This is a genomic window from Paenibacillus sp. J31TS4, assembly GCF_018403265.1.
Taxonomy (GTDB): Bacteria; Bacillota; Bacilli; order Paenibacillales; family NBRC-103111; genus J31TS4.
In genome coordinates, this window is record NZ_BOSI01000001.1 from 589,176 (window position 1) to 614,716 (window position 25,541).

Consider the following 25,541-nt stretch of genomic DNA (forward strand, 5'->3'; position numbering starts at 1 on the left):
CCTTGACGACGCCTCCCCGGCCCGAATCCGGCAGGCGGAAGCCAGCGGCCAGCTGCTCCGTCTGCCCCGGAGCGATCGTCTTGGCAAGATAGGAGACGCTTGTCATGGCGCCTGCTTCATCGTACTGCGCGACGATCAGCAGTGCCTCCTGTCCGCGTGCCTGCCGGTTTTCCGCCTGCATACGAGCGGTCAGCAGCTCGCCTGGCTTCCAGGCGGTCAGCTGCTCGCCCCGGTCGTTGGTAAACTCGACATGGAGCGTCAGCGGTTCCTGCTCTATCGTTTCCCAGCGTATGCTGTACGCCAGTGTCGAGCGTCCGTCGGGAGCCGTCACCTGGACAAGGGTCCGGTTAGTTTCTTCCGTGATCATCACACGGGATCCGGACTGGCTTGCCACAGCTGTCACGGCCGGCCGTGCCGCCGTTTGAACCGTATAGGCCATTGTTCCCGGAGAGAAGTCGGACAGCGGAGCGCCGCCGATCGATATGCTTTTCAGTGTGGCGTCCGTCTGCGGCACGGCGATCCGGTACAGCTGGTTTTCCAGCGCGTAATAGATGCTGCCATCCAGGCCGACCGTCATGTTGTTCACAAGACCGTCCGCCAGCTGCTTCGTCTGGAGCGTCTGCGGATCAATGGCGAACAGCTTGCGCGACAGCGTCGTATACAGCATGCCGTCCGGGGCCCACCGCAGATAATAGGAGCGCCATTTGGTGGAGTTGTACAGACTCGGCCGGATCTTCTTGCTCTTGACGACTTCCCGGGTATCGGGATTGAGCGCAAAGATTGTCCCGTCGACGACGCCCCACAGCAGGCCGTCCGGCCCGAAGGAAAGATCCCCGATCATTCTAGGCGTCTCGTCAATCCGGGGAATGACCGGCGTGTAGGCGTCCAGCAGTCGCCCGGACGTTACGTCCCAGACGAACAGCTTGGCTTCCTTCTCAGTCGGCTCGACGCCGAGCCCTCCCCACACCGAGGTGCCTCCGTACAGCTTGCCGTCCCGGTAAGCGAGGCTGATGATGCTTTGGTTCGGCACAACGTTGCGGAACTGGACCACTTATCACTCGCCTGATCGTAGATCGCCAGCGCCCCTCCCAGAATGCCGTAATCCGGAATTGTGCCCACGAACAGCTTGCCGTCGCCCGATGTTATGGCGAAAGGACGGTCCTGTTGGTCGCCTATGTCGTATTCCAGCTTCGGATTCGTGCCGATCTCAAGCGGCTGCTTGTGATCGTAGCTGTACATTACCGCACCGACATAAGTCCCGAAATACACCTTGCCATCCAGGAAGCCGATTCCCTCCGGCTGCGCAAATGTCGGCTGGCTTGCCTCAATCTTCCCTGTAAACGGGTTATAGACGGACATGCCACGCTGGTAGCCGCCCATATACAGATTGCCGTCCGGCCCAGCTTCCAGCGACTGGATCGCCACCGACTGGGCGGAGATGTCCAGCTTGACGAAGGAAAGCCAACGATCCGCTGGATCGAATAGCATGTATTCACCGTACTGGGTCACCATGGCGAGCACTTTGCGGCCCGCTTTTTCCCCGCTCTTCAGCTGAATCCATTTGGCATCCTTGACGCGGACCGTGTCGGGGCGCGGGGGGATTCCTTCGATTTCGGCGGTTTGGTTGGTCCGGAAGTTATATTGGTACAGCTTGGTTTCGAATTTGTAATAGATGAGATCGGGATTGTAAGGAGAAGGCTCTGATACCATATTGCTGTACTTGAAGGAGTTCTCGATCCTGTTCGTCACGGGATCCATCACCAGCATCGTTACGCTGCCGGCCGAGATCAGCAGCTTGCCGTTCATGACGAAGACGTTCTCGATCATCGAGCCGTCCTCCTTGCCCGTGTGCCCTTCGACCGGGATTTCTTCCTTCGCTCCGGTTACCCGGTCGATCTTGATCAAATGCTTCGTCGTCCCGGTGCCGACATAGATGTCCGTGTCGGTCACGGCTAAGCCTCTCGCGTACTGCTGTCCGGCTACGACCGGTCCATAATCCCGGAACTTCCGAGTGGCCGGATCGTACTCGAACACGCTCGCGTGCGGATAGGTAGACCCGTACAGCTTGCCGTCCGGCGCCGCTTCGAGATCCCACACCCAATTGTCCGACGGGTTGCTGCCCAGATCCTCCAGCTTGCGCTGCTCGGGCAGATAGCGATACAGCTTGCCGTCGGCCGTTCCCGCGAAGTATACGTTCTTGTCGGGACTCGTCGTCATCGCCCAGACCGCTTCTGTGTTGGGGACCACTTGGGAAAATTTAAGTTCTCCCGTCTCGGCGTCCAGGACGGAGAACGTCCCCGGCTTGCCGTTCGAATGGTAGTAGACCTCCGACTCGCCAAGCGCATTCTCCTGGATGGCGGCCGCCTGTCCAAGCCCTACGTAGACCATCTCTCCGAGCTTTTCCGCCGGGGCGTACTCCCGATTAAGCGGGATATCCTCCGCTTCCGGCTCGAAGGAGACCTCATCGAAGTAGGCTTCCGTCAAGCTGGGCTCTCCGGAATAGAAGGCGACGCGCGCGGCTGCGGCACCTGCAGGCGCCTCGGTAAAGACCCTCAACTCGCTCCACTTCTCGCGGGGCAGATTCGAGAAAAGCTCGATCTTGGCCGGGCCGATCTGCGCGCCATCGGCGCCGTAGTAATAGATCTCATAGACAATCCGGTGGGTTTGCTCGATTACGTACGTCATTGCCTTGGCCACATAGGCTTTGCCCGGCAGTACAGCAAATTTGCCGCTCAACACCCGCAATCCGGCTTGGTCCGAGGTGTCGTGCAGATGCAGACTGTAGGCACCGGTGTAGGCCTGCGCCGCACTGACTGCGATTCCTGCGGCTCCATTCTCTGGCGTCCAGCCTGGAATGACGCCGTTCTCCACCGGGAGCTCGAAGCCCGGATTGAGCAGCTTCTGAGCAATTTCTTCACCTGGCTGCTCGTCGTTCTTTTTCAACAGCTTCACCTCATCCAGGTAAAACTCCGTCAGGCTGATAGCTCCGGAGCTGAACACGAGCTCCACGAAGCCCGACTTGGCCGGTGCCGTCACTTCAAGCTCGATCGGAGACCAGCCTTTCCCTTCAAGACCCTTGAGCAGGCTGTTCTTGTAGAGCGTCTGGGTTTTGCCGGCTGCGTCGTAGTACCGCATGCCGATCTCGACCGAATGACTCTGCTTTAGTACGTTAAGCTGAGCCGACAGCTTGTAAGTCGCTCCCTCCTGGATAGGCAGGAGAGCCGACTTGACTAACACCTGCGTTTTGTCGGAAGCATCGAGCAGATGGAGCCGAGCCGCTCCCTCGAACGGAACGACCGTCACCGAAGAGGACACACTAGTCCAGCCGGGAATGCCGGGAGCGCTCTCAAATCCCGCTTCGCACCATCGCTGGCCGCTGTTCCTGCTGCAAAGCGGCCTAACGTTCGAGCGGGACCCGGCCGGCCGTCTCGCCATTCTGGGAAGCCGGCTCGAGAGAAGCGCACGGGCGTGCCGCACGCTCATCCACAGCCAGCCGCAGTTCCCGGTCCTACTGACGGAGGCGGAGGCGTTCGCGGAGGAGCTGTTCCGGCAGGAAAAGGTCTCCTCCCTGATCACCACGTATTTCAACCTGAACCGTCTGACGGACGTCACGTTCCCGTACGATATCGCCCCGCTGCCTCATGTAAGCGTCCCGGCGACGCTGCTTGTTACGGTTGGCCTCGCCGTCCGTGCAGATTCGCCTCATCTGGATGAGACGGTGAGACTCGTCGATTATCTGACGTCTGAGGACGCCCAGCGGCTGATCCGGGAGCAGACGCTCAGCATCCCAGCCTGCCGCAAAGCAGCGGAGCTGCCCGAGACGGGAGCACGCTCCACCGTCCGGCCTGGAGAGCCGACGGCAGAGCAGGAAGCAGGCGAAGCCGCAGTCAATCGGCCTCCGCACTCCGGTTTGTACCGCGAGCTGATCCCTTCTTTCCGCTACAGTTCCGATCTCCACCTGACGCCGGACGAGCACGACCATTTGCTTTTGCAGCTGAAGCAGTTTTGGATGGGCCTGCAGGATTGGCAGGAAACCGAGAAGGCGCTGGAGACTCGGTTCGCGCACGAAGACTCTAATCGAGATCCAGAAGCGCATCCCCTCGCAGAAGCTCCCGGTGCAGTTCGGCCATCGGGACGTCGTTGACCGCGAGCCGCTGTCCGGCGGCAATCGCCGCAGCTGCGCCGGCCGCCTGGCCGATCGCCATGCAGCTCGGCGTCAGCCGGGTCGTCGCCTGCGCCTCATGACTCGTCGAGATGCAGCGTCCTGCCAGAAGCAGGTTTTCGATCCCTCTCGGCACAATGGACCGGTACGGGATATCGTAGGCGCCGCCCTCCCGGATGAAGTTGGCCGTGACGCCTACCCCCTCCGGATTGTGAATATCGATTGGATACCCGCTGCGGGCGATCACGTCGTCGAACCGCCGCCCGGCCAGCACATCCCTGCCCTGCAGCACATACTCGCCCACAATTCTGCGCGTCTCCCGGACGCCGACCTGCGCTCCCGTGCCGATCACCCGTGCGTCCGCGAACCCGGGGATCTGACTGCGGAAGAACGCCTCGAGCAGGAACACCTGACGCCTGCCCTCCATTTCCGCTTCAGTCAGTTCCTCGACCTTCGTCGGATCCAGCCCGGAGATCCTGGAGACGTTTACGAGCACCTCATCCTCGCCGGGCCCCGTAAAGAAGAGGAGACCCTCCCTTGGAATGGGGAGCTCCGCTTCCTTCCATTTGGAATAAAACCCCATCACGCCGGTCAGCGGCAGCCTGTCCAGCTCGGAAATGAGCGACTTCTCGTAAAACTCCTCGGGATGCCGGATCATGTAGGTCTTCACCTCGTCCAGCCGGACGCCTTTCATGCGGAATTTCATCGTCATCGGCTGCACCTTGTTCGCTTCATTCCCCTGCTCCCATGGCGCGCCGGAGAGATACGCGACATCCCCGTCCCCGGATGCGTCGACGAACACCTTGGCCCGGATCAGCCCGGGACCGCTCTTCGTATGAATACCGACGCCTGCGATCCGCCCATCCTTAACGTCCGTATGGGTAACCAGCGAATGCAGCAGCAGCCGGACCCCCGCCTCCTTCAGCAGCTCGAACACCAAAGCTTTGTATACTTCAGGGTTGTAGGGCGTCAGCGTATGCACAAAGCCGATCGTGTCCCGCAGATGTCCGGGTGACGCATCCCGCTCCACCAGCCGGTCGACGATCTCCTGCGCAATGCCACGGATAACCTGCCGGCCCGCCGCCGTATGGAACGTCATCCAAGGGTACACAAGCGCTGCCGTTGACATGCCGCCCAAAAACCCGTACCGTTCGACCAAAATCGTCTTTGCTCCCGCACGTGCGGCAGCTAGCGCAGCCGCTATGCCGGCCGGACCCCCTCCGAGCACCGCCACATCGTAAGTCTCCGTCTGCCCTATCATTTGACCTCATTCCCTTCCTTCTTCTGCCGGCACACCGTTCTATGCCAATCCTCTCGTTTGCCAGGTGTTCCTGTTCCCAGACGCTCACTCGAATCGGGACGTTTCGACAAAATGTTGTACCGCGCTTAATTGTGGGAGCGCTCCCAAAATGGTACACTATGATTATTATGCGGCTGGGACGGAATGTCAATGGCGATTCGCCGCCTCTCCGCTCTTCCTTACCAAATTCCTACTTAATGGATGTGACAAACAATGGAGTCCATACAAATTCGGTCGATCCACAGCCGCGAAGAGCTGCTCGAGGTTTATCGGCTGCTGGACGGCTGCTTCCCGGTCGGACAGGCATATTTTCAATCCCGGCTGGACCACGACACCGCCTACAGCATGGAGACGACTTGGGTGGCCGTCGTGGACGGCGTAATCGCCTCCACTGTCCAGCTCTTCCCTTACCCGTTCCGCGTCGGTAGCGCAGAGCTGCTCGCCGGCGGGATCGGCAGCGTAGGCACGCTGGAGGCCTACCGGGGGCGCGGACTGAGCTCCCGGATTCTGGAAGCCCTCACCCGCTGGATGGAACGCTCCGGCTACGATCTGTCGGTGCTGTTCGCCGTCATCCACCCGTTCTACGAAAAAGCCGGCTGGACCATCGTGCCGGAGCCCAAATGGAAGCTGGACGTCCAACGCCTGCCGGTTGACGCTCCCGCGCCGGAAGACTGCACGGTGCAGGCGATCCGGCCCGAGGACCATCTTCCCGAGCTCGGCGCCGTCTATGACGCGTTTAACCGGGAGCGGACGCTGACCCGGATCCGTCCGCCGGCCTACTGGAGAGATATGCTTCATTGGCAGGCCTCCCAGGGCGGCGCCTGGTCCGCCGCATTCCGGAGCGGCCGGATGATCGCTTACGGGCGGCTGGACAAGGAGAGGAATGGAATCTCCCAGCTCGCCGAGCTGTGCTATCTCCCGGGCGAAGCGGGCGCCGCTCTGCCGGTGCTGTACCACCTGGCCGGTCAGCTGCCGGCCGTCCGGCTCATCGAAGCCAAGCTGCCCGGCGACCATGTCCTGCTGCCCTACTTGCGCGAATGGGGCGCGCAGGAAGAGGAATTCCGCTACGCCATGTGGAAGCTCATCTCCCTCCCGTCGATTGGCCGCAAGCTCCAGCCCCTCCTGGAGAAGCGGCTAGAGGGGCATTCCGTTCCCAGCTTCGATCTCACCATCCGATGCGACGGACAAGCACTCGGCCTCAGCTATCGGAAATGCCGCCTCTACCTCTCGGATAACCCGCCGGGTGCGGATGCTTGTTCCGTCAACTTGGGACAGGCCGAGCTGGTGGCCATGCTGCTGCAGGGTTACCGGCCGGAGATGCAGATGGAGGGAGAGTTTCGGATGGGCGGCTGCGAGGAATCGACGGTCCGACGTCTCTTGGCTGCCCTGTTCCCGGAGCAGCCGTTCGTCTATTCTCCATTTGACAAGTTTTGATCATCGGCTGACGGGCTGCCCGCCTGCAGGTGTCCGCCTCCATGGCATTATAACCAGAAAAGGAGTGCTTCCCGATGGGACATACATTAGAAACGATCGCCCAGCTGGCAGGCGTCTCCCGCGGGACCGTGTCGCGGGTCGTGAACGAGCAGCCCGGCGTCAAACCGGAGGTGAGAGCCCGAGTCAAGGCCGTCATTGAAGAGACCGGCTATCTTCCGAACGCCCAGGCCAGGAGCCTTGCCGGCGGCAGAACCGGGACGGTCGGCGTCGCCGTATTCGGCTGGGATCCGCATTTCCTGACGCACCACTTATTCGCGGAGGTGCTGCAGGGTGTTCAGCGCGCGCTGACGATACATTCCAGCGACCTGCTCCTTTTTTCCGACTGCAGCGAGACCGACAGCGCCTACTGGAAACGAATCGGCGACAAACGAAAAATCGACGGGCTGATCGTGATGGGCGAGCAAATCCGCGATGAGTATCTGCGTTATTACCGCAGCCTCGGCCTCCCCTTCGTGCTCGTCGGCAAGCGGGTCAGCGAGAGCCTCGCTCTCCAGTGCGTGACGTCCAATTACCGGCAGGGGGCCTATGAGGCGACGAAGCACTTGCTTGGCCAGGGCCGGATCCGCCCGGTTTATATCAGCGGCATTCCGGATACGTACCACGAATCCGAACGCTTCGCCGGATTCCGGCAGGCGCTTGACGAAGCGGGGCTCGAGCCGGACCCCTGCCTGCAGCTCGCCGGTCACGCGCGGCAGCAGGACGCCTACGAGGCGATGAAGCGCCACCTTCGTGATCGTGCTTCCTTCGACAGCGTTTTTGCGGCGAACGACTGGATGGCGTTCGGCGCGATCGAGGCATTGACCCAAGCCGGCCGGAGAGTGCCGGAGGACGTCAGCGTCGTCGGCTATGACGACATTCAGGCCGCTGCCTATTTTTCCCCTCCTCTGACCACGGTCCGCCAAGACAAGATCGCGCTCGGAATGGAGGCCGCCTCTCTGCTGATGAAGCTCCTCAAGGACGAGCTGAACGTGTCGGAACCGCGGGACGTCATTATTCCGAGCGAGCTTGTCGTACGCCTGAGCTCCTTGTCCGGCTGACAGACGCATTCCTGCTCAGGTCGTTGCGAGCGAGATTTCTTTAATCCGGTGGTTGGTGCTTCTATGTATCCAGTTTAGCAAGGCGTTCGAATATCGATGGGTCACACACTCTCTTGCTGTCAGTCGTGCAAACGGCAATTCTAATTATTTGTCCAAACTCAAAAAACACTAATAATTACTTCCTTTAAAGAACGTAATATCAGACGGAACCATCCTGCCTTTTCCATCTTTTCCGCTGTAACCAAGTTAACAGTTCTCTCTTGGACGTTATCCATCCCCTCCATTTGGTAAGTATAAGTAATTGTACCCGTCTTTGTTCCTGCTTGAAAAGGAGCCGTGAGTGCTTCTACTGCGGATTTGGTCTTAAATGAAAGCTGAGAAGCATCGGTTCCTTTTGGAACAATAAAATAGACGTCTCGTTCAGCCACCACAGGAACCTCTGTATTTTTACCCTTTTTGACAGCGGCTCTTTCCACTCCTTTTGCTGTACTACTACCAGCTACAAATTGCATTACTTCAAAGTGATTGAATCCATAATCCAACACTTTTTTCGTCTCCGTGAATCGTTTGTCCATCGATTCTGTTCCCATTACGACACTGATCAAACGCATTCCTTCACGTTCTGCAGTACTTGCAAAGCAATACCCAGCTCTGTCAGTAAATCCCGTCTTCATTCCATCAAGCCCCTCATAAGCGTATTGCTTAAATCTTGGATTGTTTTTGTTTGATTCCAGCATCCAATTCGAGTTTATTAGAGGTTCTCTGTCAGACGCACGGAACTGATAGGATTGGATAGTAGAAACCTCCAAGAAACCCGGGTGATCCTGTATCATATATTTAACCAATGTTGCAATGTCCATTGCGGACATCATGTTCTCCCTTTTTTCCTCTGGACGAAATGTTATCGGCATATCCGCGCGGTCGAGTCCAGTTGCATTTATAAAGTAAGTATTTGTCATTCCCATACGTTTGGCTTCCTGGTTCATTAGTTTAACGAAGTTTTGCTCAGAGTCAGACACGTATTCCGCAAGAGCGACGGCAGCGTCATTGGCGGAATGTACGACCATGGCAATATATAGTTCTCTTACAGTATGCGTTTCCCCTTTAGTAAGGAAAACACGTGTACCAATGGTCTTAGAAGCATTTTCTTTGACTGTTACAATATTGTTCCATGATATTTCTCCCTTTTTGACTTTATCCTCGATAATGTATCCAGTCATCATTTTAGTCATACTAGCAGGAGCATAAGCTTTATCTGCATCTATTGACAACAAGACTTGACCTGTTAATGGTACTACAAGTACGGCTGATTTGAGTTTAAGATTGAGTGAACCGATAGATGGTATTTTATTTTCTTCAGATGTCTTTGTTGCAATATTTTCTTTTAATGGTGCTGCAAGAATGGTAATTTCAGCAAAGGTAGAAGCGGAAACAGCAAAAAAGCAAAGCAAAATCATTAAACTTAATGCATGATTCCTACGTTGGGGTCTTTTGCACTTAAAAGGATTGGCCAAATCTTTGGTTTTTTTCAAAACAATCTCTCCTCCTAATCACACTTGCTAGTATATAGTTGTGTAATGGGGTATCGCCCCTCTCGGGAGCGAGGTGACTAAAAAAGACACGCATTTTCGGTGAGGCATCGATTATGAAGTTACAGAGACAATGAAAAGACCGTTTAAAGCCACTCACAGGCTTAAAACGATCTTTTTTGCATCTTAGAAAAAGCTTAAAGAAGTTTTTAAGTGGCCTCTCGAGAGTAGGGGTTTTTCTTTTTCAATTTTTAAAAAATGAAATAGCTTTCCTTATTTCTGTACTTGGAAAACGCGCTACAACCCTGAGGTCAGTTTTCTTTTCCTCGGTTCTTACATTTCAGCCATGAAATCATTGTTTTGTTTTTTTAATAGAGGGCATTCTTCACCTCGAAATCCAATTCATCATTGGTCTATTTTATGTTTTCTTTTCAATTGTTTCAACTGTTCGCTAATTTATTACCTCCTCCAAATAATTCATTGTTCATTTTAATTCAAAGTTTGCTGAATGCTTGATGGAGTCGTGTTTTTACAATTTTTCATTCGTCACTTCAGCAGTTTCAGAATTTTTAAATCTTCAAAAAATCTAAGCACAACGAAACAATTCCCATACCGTAAGCCTAGGCACCTTCCCATTGAAGATGATACCAAATGGCAGCAAAGGGGGCTACGGCACTCCGTGTTAAGGACATTAAAGTATCTCGTCGTTCCTTAACAGAAACGGACATTCTCCCCCTTGCAGCCGCATCCCCATGTGCGAAGGCCAACCCGAGTCCCTCTGCTCAGACAGCCTCTCGGTTTATGGCTTGCCTGCCGATTTACTCAATTTGGAAGAGACGAATAAGAGTGTTTTGTATATGCCGAAACTGTTGATATAGTAGGAATAGATGTCCGTATGCTCACGTGCATCCGGAAGACGCTTTGCCCTTCCTGACAGCCAGAGGCAAACCGAGACTACTAAACCAATCGGACGAGCATGTCCCTCCTCAAAGCCGCCTGCGGCTCGGAGCGTCAAGCAAATTTTTCAATCCATAAGGGGACCTGTCATCTATGAACCGATTCCGCTCTCACAAGAACGGCGAAGCTGCCTCCATCCCCGAAGAGACCGGACAACCTGCCTCTTCTTCGGCCAAAGGCATCCGCGCGTTGCTCCCCTTTCTGGGACCTGCCTTTATCGCGGCCGTCGCCTATCTGGACCCGGGCAACTTCGCTACAAATATAACCGCCGGCTCCAAATACGGCTATCTGCTGCTCTGGGTCATTGTCGTTTCTAATTTGATGGCCGTTCTCATCCAGTCCTTATCCGCCAAGCTGGGCATCGCCACAGGGCACAACCTGCCGGAAGTCGCCCGGCAAACCTTTCCTCGCGGCGTGTCGATCTTTCTCTGGATCCAAAGCGAGCTTGTCATCATCGCGACGGATTTGGCCGAGTTCATAGGCGCCGCGCTCGGCCTATATTTACTGTTCGATTTGCCTATGCTCGCTGCCGCCCTCATTACGGCCGCCGGCTCGTTCGCCATTCTGGAGCTGCAGCGGCGCGGGTACCGCTGGCTGGAAGCGGGCATTTTGGCCATGATCATGATTGTCGCGCTGGCGTTCGCCTTCCAGGTGTTCCTGGCGGATCCGAATTGGAGCGCCGTCGGAACGGGTATGGTCACGGTCAAGTTCCAGGGAACGGACAACGTGCTCCTCGCCGCCGGCATTCTTGGCGCGACGGTCATGCCGCATGCCATCTACCTGCATTCCTCCCTCACGCAAAGGCGGATCGTCGGCAAAACGGACGCCGAAAAGAAACGGATCTTCCGGTTCGAGCTGATCGATATCGTCATTGCAATGGTTATAGCCGGAGCGGTCAACCTGGCCATGATCATCACATCCGCCGCCCTCTTCCATAGCAACGGACTGGACGTCGAGGATCTTGAGATCGCCTACCACCAATTCGGCGAGCTGGCGGGCAGCGGCTTTGCGATTGCGTTCGGCTTGGGCCTGCTCATCGCGGGGCTGTCCAGCGCCTCGGTCGGTACGCTGGCGGGAGACGTTGTCATGCAGGGGTTCATTCAGAAGAGAATCCCTCTCTACGTGAGAAGAGCAATCACGACGATCCCCCCGCTTGTCATCATTCTGGCCGGGGTGGACGCCACCAAGGCGCTCGTCATGAGCCAGGTCGTGCTTTCGTTCGGGATCGCCTTCGCCCTTGTCCCGCTTCTGCTGTTCACCAGCAGCAAGCGTATCATGGGCGGGCTCGCCAACCGGGGGCTGACGAATGCCGCCGGTTGGATCATCGCGGTGCTTGTCATTTCGCTGAATCTGTTTCTGATCGTCGACCTGTTCCGGTAACCCACTGGCGGAGAATCAGCGAAGGGCCCTCTTCCCCTTCCCGAATTCACCCCTCTTCCCCAATTCATACCTCCGCTCTTCCTAGTCGAACGCCGGATGGCCATAGCCGTCCGGCGTTGATTTTCGTTCTACCTTTCCATAATAAAACATTTTTTGCTTGATAAAAGCGTTTACATGAAATAAAATTTCAACCATCAAGGATGCAAAGGAGTGAAGAATTTCGTGAATTTCTCATTTCGCAGCAGTCTATCTCTTGCCATGTCCGTCATGATGGCCGCGTCTCTCGTGGGGGCCGGCGGCCTGTCCGCCTCCGCAAGTGCGCAGGACGGCGCAGGCGGGACATCTTCTCCGGGAACCATGGGGACCAAGCCGCCTATCGTTCTTGCCGATTTCGAGAACGGCATTCAGGGCTGGTCCAAGGACGGCGCACGCTACACCAGTGTCAGCATCTCGGCCGAGACAGATCCGGACATCGTCCGCTTCGGCAGCAAGTCGCTCAAGCTCGAATACGACTTCACCGGCCAGCTGGGTACGTCCGGCGCCTACGCGCTGCCGGACGAGGATATCGTCATTGACGGCTATCCGGAGAAGATCGGGATGTGGTTTTACGGCGCGAACGACGACCACTGGATCCGTGCCCAGCTGAAGGACGGGGAGGACAAGGCGTTCCCGATCGACTTCACGAGCGAAGACCCCGGCGTCGACTGGACCGGGTGGAAATACATAGAGGCGGCCGTGCCCAAGGGCAAGCCGCTTCCGCTGAAGCTGGACCTTGCCGTCCGGGTGATGGAGCCCAAGGACAGCAAGAAGAACAAGGCCGTCGTCTACGTGGACAATATCCGGGCCGTCTATGGACCGACCGACGACGATCTCGTCAACCCGACCATCGACGGGGTCTTCCCGGCAGACGGTTCGACGACAAAAGCATATCTGACGCCGATCCGGGCCGCCGTCAAGGACGACGAGAACGGCTCGGGAATCGATCCGGCCAGCGTCCGAATGAAGCTGGACGGAGAGCTCGTTACTCCGTCCCTCGATGGCGGAACGGTAACGTATACACCGGGCAAGCCGCTCGCCGGCGGTTATCACGAGGTCCAACTGCGGGTCAAGGACAAATTCGGCAATCCGGCCGACAAGACTTGGACGTTTTTCGTCGAGGGACAACCGGGGTTCGTCATCGGCGGGGCTGTCAAGGCTAATGCCGGCAGCACCTTCCAGGTCGACCTTAGCGTTAGCCAGTCGTCCGCGCTGCAGGGTGCCCAGCTCCGGCTCCTGTACGATCCCAATAAGCTGAAGGTCGTCGATGCCGAGCCCAAAGTCGACGGCATCCAGGCGGCTGCGGTGCACGCGCGTCTCGGCAAAGCGGAGCTCGTCGCCAATCAGGCCGACAACAACGCAGGCAGTCTGACCTTCGGCATCCAGGATCTGCCCAAGGCCGCCTCCCTGCCCAAGGACGGCAAGCTGGCCACCGTCACGTTCGAGGTGAACAGCAGCGCAACCGGCACGACGGACATCCGGCTCGTGGACGGCCTGCTCCAGACAAGAGACGGCTCCTCAATGCCGGCCTTCCATCTTCCGCAACGGATCGAGCTGGGGCATGAGCTGGCGCTGGCGATCGACGGGGTTTACCAAGAGGCGGAGACGACCTTTAAGGTCACCGATGCCAAAGGCAAGCCGGTCAAGGACACCGAGATCTCGCTGCTCGCTTCGCCCGAGGTGTCTCACAGTGCCACCGTATCGGATGGAGGAGCCCCGATCCGCAAAGCGGCAGACGCCTCCTCCGAGGTGCTGGAGGAAGCGGCGGCAGGAAGCGTCTACCTCGCCACACGCGAAAGCAACGGCTTCACCGAGGTGTACACGCGAACGGGCGTCAAAGGCTGGATCGCCAGCGGGCAGCTGACGCTAAAGCCGTGGCAGCGGACGCTCGGCTACACCGACAAAAACGGCGAACTCCGCTCCGGCTTGCTGACCCTTGCGCCGCTCCGCTATACGATCCAGGCGAAGAGCAAGTCGGCATATAGTGCGCCGATGCCCGTCCAGATCGTCAGCGTCAAGGGAAGCCACACGCCGGAACAGGTTGTGCTGACCTGGTCGGATAATCCCAAAACGACACAGAGCATTACCTGGCGGACGATGCCGCAGGTGAAGGATACGGTCGTCCAGTATGCCAAGGCAGACGGGTTTGCCGGCTTTAACTCCGCACCGGCCGTGACCGTAAAGGGCGCCAGCTCCACCATGCTCCATACGGAAGGCGCCATGCAGATTCATACCGCCCTGCTCACCGGTCTTGCGCCGGGTACCGAGTACGTCTACCGGGTCGGCGACGGGAGTGGAGAGGCCTGGAGCAAGGAGCATACGTTCCGCACGGAGGCGGACACAGCCCAGCCGTTCTCCTTCCTCTTCGTCTCCGATTCCCAATCCGACAAGAAGGAAGGGTTCGACATTCACCGGGACGTCGTCTCCAAAGGACTCGAACGGTTCCCCGACGCTCGCTTCCTCCTGCATACCGGCGATTTTGTAGAGGATGGGGCCAAGCTGATACAATGGGAGCAGTATATGGCCTCCATGCAGAACATCGGCTCCAAGCTGCCCATCGTTGGTACGCTCGGCAACCATGATGTGTATGGAGACGGCGAGGACGTCTTCCGCCAGCTGTTCCAGTTCCCGGAGAACGGTCCCGAAGGCGAGAAGGAATGGGTATATTCCTTTGACTATGGGGACGCCCACTTCGCTGTCCTGAATTCCGAAGCCGGCACAGACAGCATGGCGAAGCAGGCGGCATGGCTGAAGGAGGACATGGCGAAGACTGGTGAGAAATGGAAGATTGTTCTCTTTCACCGGGCTCCCTATTTCAGCAACAATATGAGGGGTCCCGATTCCACCCTCACCCTGTTCGCGCCGGTCGTCGAAGAGCTAGGCGTCGATCTCGTCCTGGTCGGGCACGATCACGCATATGCACGGACGTATCCGATGAAGGACGGCAAGCCGGTCACGAGTGGCGAGTCCGGAACGCTCTATTTGATCGGCGGCTCGTCCGGGCCCAAATTCTACCCGGAGACCAAATACCCGTATCTTGATGTCCTGTATGGCGAGGACATCCAAGTCTATACCGGCATACAGGTAGACGAGAGCGGGATCCGGATCGAGGCGTGGAACCGCAACGGCCAGCTGGTCGACCGTCACACGATGACCAAAGCGAAGTAAGGCGGCGGTACGAAGCAGGAGTAACTTGATGCATGTAGTGGCAAGATTCAGCTAGTGGCACGCTGCAGCTCGCGGCGCATAGCAAAGAAGCTCCCTTGTCGTCAGCCAGTCGGCTGTCCGAATAGGGAGCTTCTTTCCTTTTGCCTGTACCCGTTCCTGTCGGTACAGCGTCTGTACGCAAGCTGCTTCGATTACCGGCTCCGCCGGAACATGGCGCGGAGAAGCCGGTAGGCGCCATAAAGGATGATCACCCAGAGCAGGATGCCCAGCAGCGAACCGCCGAGCCCGCCGGCTCCATACCCGTAGCCGAACGGATGGAGAAGGCTGCCAAGCAGGCTGCCGGCGAACAGGCCGCCGAAGAATCCACCTCCCAGTCCAGGCCGCACGCCGCCAGCCGGGGCACCGGTGGTCGTCCCCGGCGACGTCCGCGTATCCCCGGTCCGGCCGGTTCGATTGGCCGGGGTTCCGTCGGTGACGCGGTTTGTCCCCCCGCCTCGGTATCCGCCGACCGGTGACCGGTAGCTCCCTCTTCCGGCGCGGTAGGCTTCGGTCTCAGCCTCCTGCTCGGTAATTTCCGTCTGCGGGATAGTCTGCGGGACCGTCTGAAGCGGCTCTGCCGCCAGTACACTGCCCCCGCCTCCCGTCAGCAGATAGAGTCCGAGCACAGCCGCCGCCCATCGCTTGTTCATCTTTCACCTGCTCCTTCCGGCGCCACGAGGTCGCCTTCCTTTTCCTCTAGTGTCTGCAGAGGCATAGGTCGTTATTCGGCTCCTTCCGCTCCCTTGCCCTGCACGGCGCCTGCTTGTCAAAGGCAGCAAAAAAAGAACGGACCTCGGTTCTAACGAACCGGATCCGTTCTCAAGTATGTTGGAGAAGATAAGCTTAAGAGTCCAGGCCAGCCCTGCGGGAGGCGTTGACGGCGCTGCCGATGACACCGGCGTCGTCCAGCAGCTCTGCGGTTTTGATCGTAACGTTGTCCCAATACATCGGCAGCAAGAGACGCTGCAGCTCCTCGCGCATCGGAGCGAACAGCCGCTCGCCGGCGTTGGCTGCTCCCCCTCCGATCACGATCACATTCGGATTCAGCAGGGTAACCGCGTACGACAACGCTTTGCCCAGCTGCTTGCCGGCGTGGTGCATGATCGCGATGGCCGCCGCGTCGCCTTGGTCGTAGGCTTGCGACAGATGCGCCGCCGTCAGCTGCGACGGGTCGTCCGTCAGCTCCCTAAGGAGCGTCGGCTCGCCGCTCTCCGCCTTGCGCCGGGCCGCCTTGGCAAGGCCGGTCGCCGATGCGACCGTCTCGAGGCATCCCGTCATACCGCAGCCGCACTGGCCGGTTTCGCCGTCAAGGATGATATGGCCGAATTCCCCAGCCATATGCGTGCCGCCGTAATACAATTGCCCTTTCTCGATTAGAGCGGCGGCGACTCCCGTGCCGAGCGTCAGGCCGAACACGACCGGATAGTCTTGGCCGGCTCCCCTCGCAGCTTCGCCGAGGATATACATCCGGACATCATTGTCGATGAATACTGGTACCCCCAGCATGGCGCTCAGCTGCTCGCTGACCGGCAGTTGGTGCCAGTTCAAATTGCCTGCGAATTGACATACGCCCTTGATCGGGTCGATCAGCCCGGGGATTCCCGCCCCTACCGCCTTTACGGCGCCCTTAGGCAGTCCCTCGAGTTCTTCCAGCTCGCGAACCATGCCCGCTATCGTAGCCAGCACGTGGTCGCTTCCCTTGGCAGCCTCCGTCGGCTTCTTGAGCGTGCGCAGCAGCCGGTATTGATCGTCCAGCAGACCGCATACGATGTTCGTTCCTCCCAGATCGACACCTGCCAAATACGTCATGAACGTTCCCTCTCTTTTTCTTCGGATTGGGTCAAGTAAATCTGGACATGCAGCCGGTCCAATTCTTCACGAATCGCGTCGTCCGTCAGTTCGTCCGTGATGCAGGCATGCAGGGAGGACAGCGGTGCTATGGAGAATAAGGAACCTTTGCCTAGCTTGGAATGGTCGAAAACCGCGTAGGTATGCTCGGACCGCTTGATCAGCACCTTGGCGATCTGGGCTTCCGATTCGGAGAACGTGGACAGCCCCAGACTCGCCGTAATGCCGTCAATGCCGATGAACATCTTGCCGATGTTGAGATGCTCGACCATCCGTTCCGCCAGCGGTCCGCACAGCTCGAAGCTTTTGTTGCGCATCATGCCGCCCGTCACCAGCACCTGGATGTCGTCGTTGTCGGCCAGCTCCATCGCGATGTTGACCGCATTGGTCACGACGGTGATGCCGCGGCGCGCCTTCAGCTGCTTGGCGATCAGGTACGTCGTCGTCCCGCCCGACAGGCCGATGATGTCGCCCTCCGTAATGAGAGAGGCGGCTTTGGCGGCGATCGCTTCCTTCTCGATCCAGGAGACGTTCTTCCGCTCGGAGAACGAGGTTTCCCGCGCCGAGCTGTAGCCGTCGAACAGGGCGCCGCCGATCGTCCGGACGATCGGCTCCGTCTGCTCGAGCAGATCCAGATCGCGCCGTGCGGTCGCCTCCGAGCATTGGAAGCGGGCGACGATCTCCTGCACGGAGATCCGCCCGTTCTGCTTGAGCACGTTCAGAATGCCGGCGCGGCGCTGTTTTCCTTTTGTCGGGTTAGGCTCTGTCATGATCTATGCACTCTCCGCTTTCGGTATGTTCTGGCTGGGACGGACGGCCCGTCCGAGCGCCGGGGAATCCCGGCAGGCTCCGCTTAGGCTACAGGATGACGACCTGGGTCAAGTTGCGCGGATGGTCGGGATCGACGTTGCGTCCAAGCGCGGTATAGTAGCCGAGGTACTGTAAGAACGGCAGATAGAGCGCGCTTCTCGCTTCGTCGGACAGCGAGGCGCCTCCGATTTCGAACACAGTGTCTGCGAACGCCGTATCGTCTCCTTGACGGGCGGTAATCAGCACGACATGCGCGCCGTACGCCTTCATCTCCTCAGCTACCTTGAGCTCGTAGCTGCGGGCCTGCTCCGATACCAGCACGCAAACGAGCGTACCCGGGTCGACCACCGACTTCGGGCCGTGGCGGAATTCGAGCGTTCCGAAGCTTTCCGTCCATACATAAGACATTTCCTTGATCTTGAGGCATGCTTCCTGGGCCAGCCCATAGTAAGCACCCATTCCCAAATAAATATATTTGTTAAATGCCGTTTGTGCAAGCTTTGACGCGGCCGAATCGGCATTCTTCACTACCTCGGCGTCCAGCTGGGCCACCTCACGGAGCGCCTCCAGTTCTTGCTGCTTGCCTGCGGCAAGAGCGATAGCCGCCTGCATCATATAGGTCATGCTGCTGAACGATTTGGTCATGACCGTGCTCTTCTCCTTGCCGAGCTCCGACACGAGACAGTCAGTCATCTGTCCCATCTTGCTGTCCGCATAGCATGTAATGCCGCAGGTCGTCCAGTTCGGCAGCTCCTTCACCGAGTCGAGCGCGAGAATCACCTCGGTCGATTCGCCCGACCGCGAGACGCCGACGAGCAGATAGCTGCGTCCGGCAGCCGCTGCTTGATCACGGAACAGGAAGATCTCCGAGGACGGCCAGGCGGATGCGTCCCGTCCGACCCATTTGCGGTACGTGGACGCCATCGTTTGCGCTTGATAATAGGAAGAGCCCGAACCGATGAAGACGACTTCATCGAACGAGGAGTTGCCGATATAACGGTCGATCCAGTCCTTGCTTTGCTCTGCGCCGGCCAGCGCCGCTTGTAAAGCTTCCGCCTGGGACGAAATTTCCGGGTAGGTGAGCTTGCCGAATTCCATAGACCATCGCTCCTTATCGATAAAAAAAATGAGTGCCGAAATCAAAAGAATGATTCGACACTGTCATTATACGTCTTTATCGTGAATGCTTCAATCAAAACTTGTTTCGTATCTGATCGTTTTGATCGTTTCTGTTCATTGTTCGTTCTCTTCCTGGTCGTCAATGAAGAGCAGACGGTACACCTGCTTGGGTCTTCCTTTGGATTGGCTGCGCTGCTCGCCGACGATGCTAACGAGCCCCGTGTCCATCCACTGCAGCAAAAACCGGTGTACGCTTCGGATGGTCACGCCGAGAATGGCCGCCAGCTCCTGGGCGGTGTAATCCGTCCTGCCCTTGCGGGCGACTTGGGCGGCCAGCTTGCTCAAATACGCGAGCGACATGCCCGTATTCTCGGCCTTCTTGATCAATTGGGAATCGATCAGCGACAGGTTGACCTCCAGCGGCTGGGACATCTCCAGCGGCCCGATGACGCTGCGGTCCTCGCGCACGATGAAGCTGATGTTGCCGCCCGCCTCCTTGGCTTGCCTGAGAGCCATCCGGGCGTGTGTTCCCGCCTCCCCGGCCGACCGGCCGAAGCCGATTCCCATGCTAAGGGTGAGGCCGAACGACTTTTCGGCGTCTCGCGCCAGCGGTATGTATTTGTAGCCGCCGGTTTCCCGCTCGAAGATCCCGCGGGTCGTCATGAACATATATTCATCCCCGCCGAGGTGGGTCAGATGCCCGTCCAGCGTCTCGACATAACCGAGCAGCATCCGGTGGATGTCCAGCTTGAGCTTCTGCACTTCGTGTTCAGTCTCGGTCCGCTCGAACAAGCGCCCGGAGTCGTCCAGCGTCATGAAGCCGAGAACGATCTGGGCTTCCTTGCTGCGCCGCGTCTCGGTGGATAGAAGCGCCCGCTCCAGCGTAATGATGATGTCCTGCTCGGTCGGTACCACCCACTCATTCGGAATGTTCTGCCTCGTCAGCTCCTCGGCCACCGATTTGACGCAGGTTAGGGCGCAGTGATCGTCGCCGTACCGCCCGTAAGCATCCCGGTGATATCGGATGAGAGCTTCCTTCCCGTACGGGTCGGGCCCATTGTAGCACTCGATCATAAGACCGCTCTCCCCGAGTTCACCGAGCGTGCTCTCCAGACTCTGCTCCGAGAGCGTGTCGACGGTTAGCCGGGTGACCGGCTTCTCCTGCCGCAGCCGGAAGAGAGCCCGGTACAGCCCGGTCCCCGTCATTGGCAGATGGAGGACTGGAATGGTGAACTTGATTCGCTCCTTGGCCTGCCGGTAAGGAAGGGGGCCGCCGAACAGCATGACCTCCACCTCGTTCATCAGCTCTTTGGCCAGGACGGGAACCTCCGATTCCTGCCGGTATACCGAGAAGACCGGGTCGAACGAGGGAAAGCCCTTGAGCACCTTCCCTACTTTCTTCACCAGCACATCCGAGCCGATCACCCCGATCCGGATGCCGTCATGGGTTCCCTTTTTGCCTAATCCCGTCATTTGCTACGCCTCCAAGTTGAGTTGAACGGATGTCTCGTCCCTTCACCGGGTCACCACCGCCCGTTCAGTTCCGTCCGCCCAGCGCCTCCAGCCGGCTCGCCGCGATGGCTGCCAGGAGAGAAGCCCCGGTCGGCAGGCAGGTTTCGTTCACATCGAATTTCGGATGGTGCAGCCCGTACGCCTGCTCGGCATTCTCCTCGGGGCCCGAGCCCAGCCAGAAGAACGCGCCGGGAATCTGCGTCAGATAGACGGCAAAATCCTCCCCGGCCATCGTCGGAGCCGCCTCCACCCGGTTCTCCGCACCGAGCAGCCGGTCCGCCGTTTCCTCGACATGCTGGACGCATAGATCATGGCTGACAAGCACCGGATTCTGCTCGATGTAGCGAAAGTCGGCGTGGCACCGGTAGGCGGCTGCCGTCTCCGTCACGATCCTCTCGAGGCGCTCCTTCATGCCGGCCTGCACGCGCGGAGAAAAGGTGCGGACGGTGCCCGTCAGCTCCGCCCGGTGCGGAATGACGTTGTTCGCTTCCCCGGCCCGCAGGCTGCCGATCGTCACGACGACCGGGTCGAACGGGGAGATCTCCCGGCTCGCTGCGGTCTGCAGCGCCATCACGATAGCCGAGGCAGAGACGACCGGATCGATGCTCTGGTCCGGAATCGCTCCGTGTCCTCCCTTGCCCTCCAGCGTCAGCTCGATCCTGTCGACCGAGCCCATCAGCGAGCCGTAGCGGGTCGCTACCTTGCCGGCGGCAAGCGTCGGCAGGTTATGCAGACCGTAGATCTCGCTTACCCCCTCCAGTGCGCCGTCGGCGATCATTCCCTTCGCACCGGCGTTCACTTCCTCCGCCGCCTGGAAGAGAAACCGGACCGTGCCGGCCAGCTCGTCCCGGCGAGCAGTCAGCAGCTCTGCCGCTCCGAGCAGCATTGCCGTATGGGCGTCATGGCCGCAGGCGTGCATAACGCCCGGATGCTCCGAGGCGAACGGCAGACCGGTCTCCTCCTCGATCGGCAGCGCGTCCATGTCGGCGCGCAGCGCCACGGTCGGGCCCGGGCGTCCGCCGGCCAGCTCGGCGACCACGCCGTAGCCGCCGACATTCGTCTGCACGGGCAGACCTAGCTCGGTGAGCCGCTCCGCGACCAGCGCGGCGGTCCGAGCTTCCTTAAGGCTCAGTTCCGGATGCCGGTGCAGCTCCCGCCGCACGGCGACAAGAGAGGCTTCGAGAGCCTTGCCTGCGGTTAGCAGTTCCTGTTCCCTCTCGGTTTGTATCACGGCTTCTTCCTCCTTAAGTTCAGCTCGCTCATAATCTTCTTGCCGGTCGGCGTCTGCGCGAGACCGCCCTTGGCCGTCTCCCGGTGCTTCTCCGGCATGGCGCTGCCGACCTCGTACATTACGGTCACGACCTCGTCCGACGGGATCGCGCTGCGGACTCCCGCCAGCGCCATATCCGCGGCTGCGAGCGCATTCACAGCGCCGAAGCCGTTGCGGACGATGCAGGGCACCTCGACGAGACCCCCTACTGGGTCGCAGATGAGACCGAGCGTATTCTTGAGCGCAAGGCCGACCGCATGGACCGCCTGCGACGGCGTCCCGCCCCGCAGCTCGGTCATGGCGCCGGCCGCCATCGCAATCGCCGAGCCGACCTCAGCCTGGCATCCTCCCTCCGCGCCGGAGACGAAGGAATTGTTGGCGACGACATAGCCGATCGCCCCCGCGCAGAACAGACCCTTGACCAGATGGTCGTCGTCCCACCCGAACCGTTCTTGGGCGCTGACGAAGACCCCTGGGATAATGCCGCATGAACCGGCCGTCGGTGTGGCGATGATGCGCCCCATCGAGGCATTCACTTCCGATACCGCCAAAGCATAAGCCATCGCGCGGCACGCTTCCTCACCGACGGACGCTTCATGCGACCCGAGGTAGGTATTCACCCGCTGGGCATCCAGGCCGGTCAGCCCGCTCCTGGATGTCGTATCCTCGGTCAGGCCTTTGCGAACCGCTTCTTTCATTATGCCGTAATAGGAGGCCATCGTCGACCATTCCTTCTCCGGTGAACGCCCGGACTCCTTCGCCTGCTCTTCGAGCATCAGGTCCGCGATCGTCTTGCCCTCCGCCTCGCATAGAGCCGCGAGCTGCTGCAGCGTACGAAATCTCATTTACGATTCTCCTTCTCTCAAATCCACCACGCCGACCTCCTGCATGCCGCCGATGCTCCGGATTTGCTCCGCCAGCTTGCCGCTGATCGGGGAATCCACCTCGATGACGGTCATCGCTTCGCCGTTTCTCGATTTCCTGTCGAGATCCATGTAGCCGATGTTCATATTCCAGATCCGCAGAATCGCGGTAATGTCCGCGATCATACCGGGACGGTCTTCGTGGGAGAGAACCAGTGTCGGATACATGCCGGTGAATTTGACGTCGAACGAATTGATGCTGGAAATCTCGATGTTGCCTCCGCCGATGGAGGCTCCCGTGACGGTAAGCTCTCTGCCTCCGCCTTTCAGGTTCATCCTTGCCGTATTCGGATGCGGGGCAGGAGTGCGGGACGTCCGGAACGTGACGTCCATTCCTTCTTCCTCGGCCCCGTCCAGGGAGGTCGGAATCCGGGGATCATCGGTATCGTAATCCAGCAAGCCGCCGACGATCGCTAGATCCGTCCCATGGCCCTGGTACGTATCGGCAAAGGACCCGTAGAAGGTAATGTCCGCATGTTCCGGCCGGCTGCCGAATAGGCAGCGAGCCACCCGCCCGAGACGGATGGCGCCTGCCGTGTGCGAGCTGGACGGCCCAATCATGGCCGGTCCGATAATGGAGAATACATCCTTGAATCGCACAAACGCCCCTCCTAAATAACCCCTTGTAGTCAGTCGCTTCCAGCTATCTGCTGTCAGCTTATTCGACAAGCCTCCCGGAGACACTGGACAGCCGTGCCGCCAGAGAGTCCTGGTAGGTAAACCTGGAAAAATTCCGCTCCCCGCGCGGACAGCCGGGCTTCCGGCCGAAGCCGGAACGCCCGGCGTGCCGGCGCATTATGCGAGCCACTTCTCCAGATTGGCCCGCACGAACTCGTCGTCGTTCAGATGCGGATAGTCGCGGTAAACGCGGTCGATCTCTTCCATCTGGCCGGGCGACAGCTCTTCGTTCGGATTCAGGCACCAGCGGCCCTGCAGCAGCCCTTGGCGCCGCAGCACCTCATGGATGCCCGGAATGCATCCGTGGAATTGATGCGCCGGATCGAAGAAAGCGGCGTTCGTATCCGTTACTTCCACGTTGCGCGTCTGCCATTCGGCGGAAAGCTCGCGGTTTTCGCGGATGCTCTTGATCTCCTCGAGCAGCTCGACCGCCTTCTTGGTCCAGACGGCCCAGTGGCCGAGCAGGCCGCCGACGATCCGCTTCTCGACCGGCTGGCCGTTCACGTTGAACCGGTAGACGGTGAGCAGATCGCTCACTATATTGTCGTCGTTGCCCGTATAGAGAGCAATCTGGTCGCGGCGGTCCGAATAACAGACGGCCCGCACGACGTCGATCGTCTGGTACCGGTTGAACGGAGCCATCTTGATCGCAACGACGCCGTCGATATTCGCAAACTGCTCCCAGAAGGAGAAGCTGAAGATCCGGCCGCCGACCGAAGGCTGCAGATAAAACCCGAAGACCGGGATAATCGCGGCCACCGCGCGGGTCCTATCGAGGATCTGTTCCTCGGTCCAGCCCTGCAGGCCGCCCATGCTGAGCAGACCGATGTCGTAGCCGAGCGAAGCGGCGAGCTCCGCCTCGGCGACCGCCTGTTCGGTCGGTCCGCATATGCCGGCGATTTTGAGGAAGACGCGGTCCAGGTTCGCCTTGTCGACTTCTTCGGCCGCGAGGCGCAGCACCGGCTCGAACAGATTGACGTCCTTGTCGCGAATCTCGAACTGGGTGGAATGGACGCCGACTGCGACGCCGCCGGCTCCGGATGCCATATAGTAACGGGTCAAGGCGCGCTGATGCTTCTCGTCGAACTTGCGGTTCTCGTCCAGCGCGAGCGGATGGGCGGGAATCGCCAATCCTTCATGGAGCGCCTTCAGCTGCTCTGCGGTCAACTCTTTGCGGTTAGCCATAGCTTAGTATTTGCCCTCTCTTTCCTGGAAATGGGTCGGTTTGTTCCACGTCTCACCGCCATGTTCCACCCACTCGGCGATCCAGTCGATCATCTGCAGCAGCGAGACGCGCGGATAGCCGAACAGCTGCATAACCTTGGTGGAGTTGCTCAGCAGCGCAGTTTCGGACTCTTGTCCGACGATGTTCGCCGTGACGCCAAACCGTTTGGCGAACTCCTTGGCCGCCCAGCGCAGCGAGATGGTCTCGGGACCGGTCACGTTCAGAATGTTGGGCGGGCTGCTCGCAACGGTGAGCGAGCGGATCGCCATTTCGTTGGCGTCTCCCTGCCAGATGACGTTCGCATGCCCCATCGAGACGTCGACCGGCAGCCCTTCCTTCACCGTCTTGGCGATCTCGAGGAGAACGCCGTAGCGCATGTCGATCGCATAGTTCAGACGGAAGATCGACATCGGGGTACCGTATTTGTGGGAGAAGTGGGTGAAGACGCGCTCGCGGCCGAGGCTGGATTGTCCGTACTCGCCGTTTGCGTTCGGCGGCGTGCTCTCCGTCGCACCTCCATCCTGGACCGGAGTCAGCGGATAGACGTTGCCGGTCGAGAAGACGACGATCCGGGAGTTCTTGTACTTCTCCGCGACGCGGCCCGGCAGGTAAGCGTTCATCGCCCACGTAAAATGCTCGTTGCCCGTCGTACCGAATTTGTTGCCCGCCATGTAGATGACGTTTTTGACGTCCGGAAGCTTCTGCAGCTCCTCGTCGTTCAGCAGATCGACCGCAATCGTCTCGACGCCGTCTTTTTCCAATTCTTCCCGCAGGCCGCCGGACGAAAACCTCGACGCACCGATAACCTTCTTGTTGACGCCGGCCTGCTTGATAGCGTTCATGGCGAGACGAGCGAGGCTCGGCCCCATCTTGCCGCCGATGCCGAGCAGCAGAATGTCGCCGTCCAGCTCGGCGATTTCCTTAACCAATGCGGCAGACGGTTCCGCCAATTTCGCTTCCAATTCTTCAATTGTACGCATAAATTCTCCCTTCGTGGTAACGGATTCATACCTTCATTCTATGCACCCGCCTAAATAAAGACAAGTCTTTAAGA

The 25,541-nt window shown here is 59.0% G+C and carries 18 protein-coding genes; 5 read left to right on the top strand and 13 right to left on the bottom strand.

All coding sequences use genetic code 11. From position 1 onward, the window contains the following. Nucleotides 1–903: 903 nt before the first annotated feature. Nucleotides 904–3,303: a ligand-binding sensor domain-containing protein gene (locus tag KJS47_RS02610; protein ID WP_213522524.1), complete on the bottom strand. Its 2,400-nt coding sequence runs from the start codon at nt 3,301–3,303 to the stop codon at nt 904–906. Between KJS47_RS02610 and KJS47_RS02615 the strand changes: the two genes are divergently transcribed. Continuing rightward, complete coding sequence (locus KJS47_RS02615; protein WP_213522525.1) at nt 3,227–4,144, top strand: extracellular solute-binding protein; 918 nt, start codon at nt 3,227–3,229, stop codon at nt 4,142–4,144. The two genes, KJS47_RS02610 and KJS47_RS02615, sit on opposite strands and share 77 nt — an antisense overlap. Here the strand turns inward: KJS47_RS02615 and KJS47_RS02620 are convergent. Then, nucleotides 4,074–5,423 (bottom strand): FAD-dependent oxidoreductase, encoded by a 1,350-nt coding sequence (locus tag KJS47_RS02620; RefSeq protein WP_213522526.1) that lies wholly within the window; start codon nt 5,421–5,423, stop codon nt 4,074–4,076. The two genes, KJS47_RS02615 and KJS47_RS02620, sit on opposite strands and share 71 nt — an antisense overlap. 252 nt (nt 5,424–5,675) lie before the next feature. On the opposite strand from KJS47_RS02620, the gene KJS47_RS02625 reads away from it, so the two are divergent. After that, complete coding sequence (locus KJS47_RS02625) at nt 5,676–6,896, top strand: GNAT family N-acetyltransferase (RefSeq protein WP_213522527.1); 1,221 nt, start codon at nt 5,676–5,678, stop codon at nt 6,894–6,896. 74 nt (nt 6,897–6,970) lie between these two features. Continuing rightward, a complete protein-coding gene (locus KJS47_RS02630; protein WP_213522529.1) occupies nt 6,971–7,993 on the top strand; it encodes a LacI family DNA-binding transcriptional regulator in 1,023 nt (340 codons plus the stop codon). 158 nt (nt 7,994–8,151) lie between these two features. On the opposite strand, the gene KJS47_RS02635 is transcribed toward KJS47_RS02630, so the two are convergent. After that, entirely contained in the window at nt 8,152–9,525 is a 1,374-nt protein-coding gene (locus KJS47_RS02635; RefSeq protein WP_249716060.1) for a D-alanyl-D-alanine carboxypeptidase family protein, read from the bottom strand. A 1,047-nt stretch (nt 9,526–10,572) separates the two neighbouring features. Here KJS47_RS02635 and KJS47_RS02640 point away from each other — a divergent pair. Both KJS47_RS02640 and KJS47_RS02645 read left to right on the top strand, forming a co-directional pair. Beyond that, nucleotides 10,573–11,859, top strand: a complete 1,287-nt coding sequence (locus tag KJS47_RS02640; RefSeq protein ID WP_213522531.1) for an Nramp family divalent metal transporter — start codon at nt 10,573–10,575, stop codon at nt 11,857–11,859. A 222-nt stretch (nt 11,860–12,081) separates the two neighbouring features. After that, nucleotides 12,082–15,063, top strand: coding sequence for a fibronectin type III domain-containing protein (locus KJS47_RS02645; protein ID WP_213522533.1), 2,982 nt, complete (start codon nt 12,082–12,084; stop codon nt 15,061–15,063). A 191-nt stretch (nt 15,064–15,254) separates the two neighbouring features. Here KJS47_RS02645 and KJS47_RS02650 read toward each other — a convergent pair whose 3' ends face one another. From KJS47_RS02650 to KJS47_RS02695, 10 genes are all read right to left on the bottom strand, one after another. After that, nucleotides 15,255–15,752 carry a hypothetical protein gene (locus KJS47_RS02650; protein WP_213525077.1) on the bottom strand — a complete coding sequence of 166 codons (498 nt, stop codon included), beginning with the start codon at nt 15,750–15,752 and terminating at the stop codon, nt 15,255–15,257. 193 nt (nt 15,753–15,945) lie between these two features. Next, nucleotides 15,946–16,911, bottom strand: a complete 966-nt coding sequence (locus KJS47_RS02655; RefSeq protein ID WP_213522535.1) for an ROK family protein — start codon at nt 16,909–16,911, stop codon at nt 15,946–15,948. Then, entirely contained in the window at nt 16,908–17,720 is an 813-nt protein-coding gene (locus KJS47_RS02660; RefSeq protein ID WP_213522537.1) for a DeoR/GlpR family DNA-binding transcription regulator, read from the bottom strand. Before KJS47_RS02660 ends, KJS47_RS02655 begins: the two co-directional genes overlap by 4 nt. Nucleotides 17,721–17,808: 88 nt before the next feature. Then, a complete protein-coding gene (locus tag KJS47_RS02665; RefSeq protein WP_213522539.1) occupies nt 17,809–18,858 on the bottom strand; it encodes an SIS domain-containing protein in 1,050 nt (349 codons plus the stop codon). 135 nt (nt 18,859–18,993) lie between these two features. Further along, nucleotides 18,994–20,352 (bottom strand): helix-turn-helix domain-containing protein, encoded by a 1,359-nt coding sequence (locus tag KJS47_RS02670; protein WP_213522540.1) that lies wholly within the window; start codon nt 20,350–20,352, stop codon nt 18,994–18,996. A 64-nt stretch (nt 20,353–20,416) separates the two neighbouring features. Further along, nucleotides 20,417–21,622 (bottom strand): M20 metallopeptidase family protein, encoded by a 1,206-nt coding sequence (locus KJS47_RS02675; protein ID WP_249716063.1) that lies wholly within the window; start codon nt 21,620–21,622, stop codon nt 20,417–20,419. Further along, the gene (gene sdaAA, locus KJS47_RS02680; RefSeq protein ID WP_213522541.1) at nt 21,619–22,506 is read right to left on the bottom strand and encodes an L-serine ammonia-lyase, iron-sulfur-dependent, subunit alpha; all 888 of its coding nucleotides are present in this window, start codon (nt 22,504–22,506) and stop codon (nt 21,619–21,621) included. The genes KJS47_RS02675 and sdaAA overlap by 4 nt, the downstream gene beginning before the upstream one ends. Continuing rightward, entirely contained in the window at nt 22,507–23,184 is a 678-nt protein-coding gene (sdaAB, locus tag KJS47_RS02685; protein ID WP_213522542.1) for an L-serine ammonia-lyase, iron-sulfur-dependent subunit beta, read from the bottom strand. 195 nt (nt 23,185–23,379) lie between these two features. Further along, entirely contained in the window at nt 23,380–24,447 is a 1,068-nt protein-coding gene (locus tag KJS47_RS02690) for a dihydrodipicolinate synthase family protein (RefSeq protein WP_213522543.1), read from the bottom strand. A gap of 3 nt (nt 24,448–24,450) precedes the next feature. Further along, nucleotides 24,451–25,467: an NAD-dependent epimerase/dehydratase family protein gene (locus KJS47_RS02695; RefSeq protein WP_213522544.1), complete on the bottom strand. Its 1,017-nt coding sequence runs from the start codon at nt 25,465–25,467 to the stop codon at nt 24,451–24,453. Between the last annotated feature and the right edge of the window lie 74 nt (nt 25,468–25,541).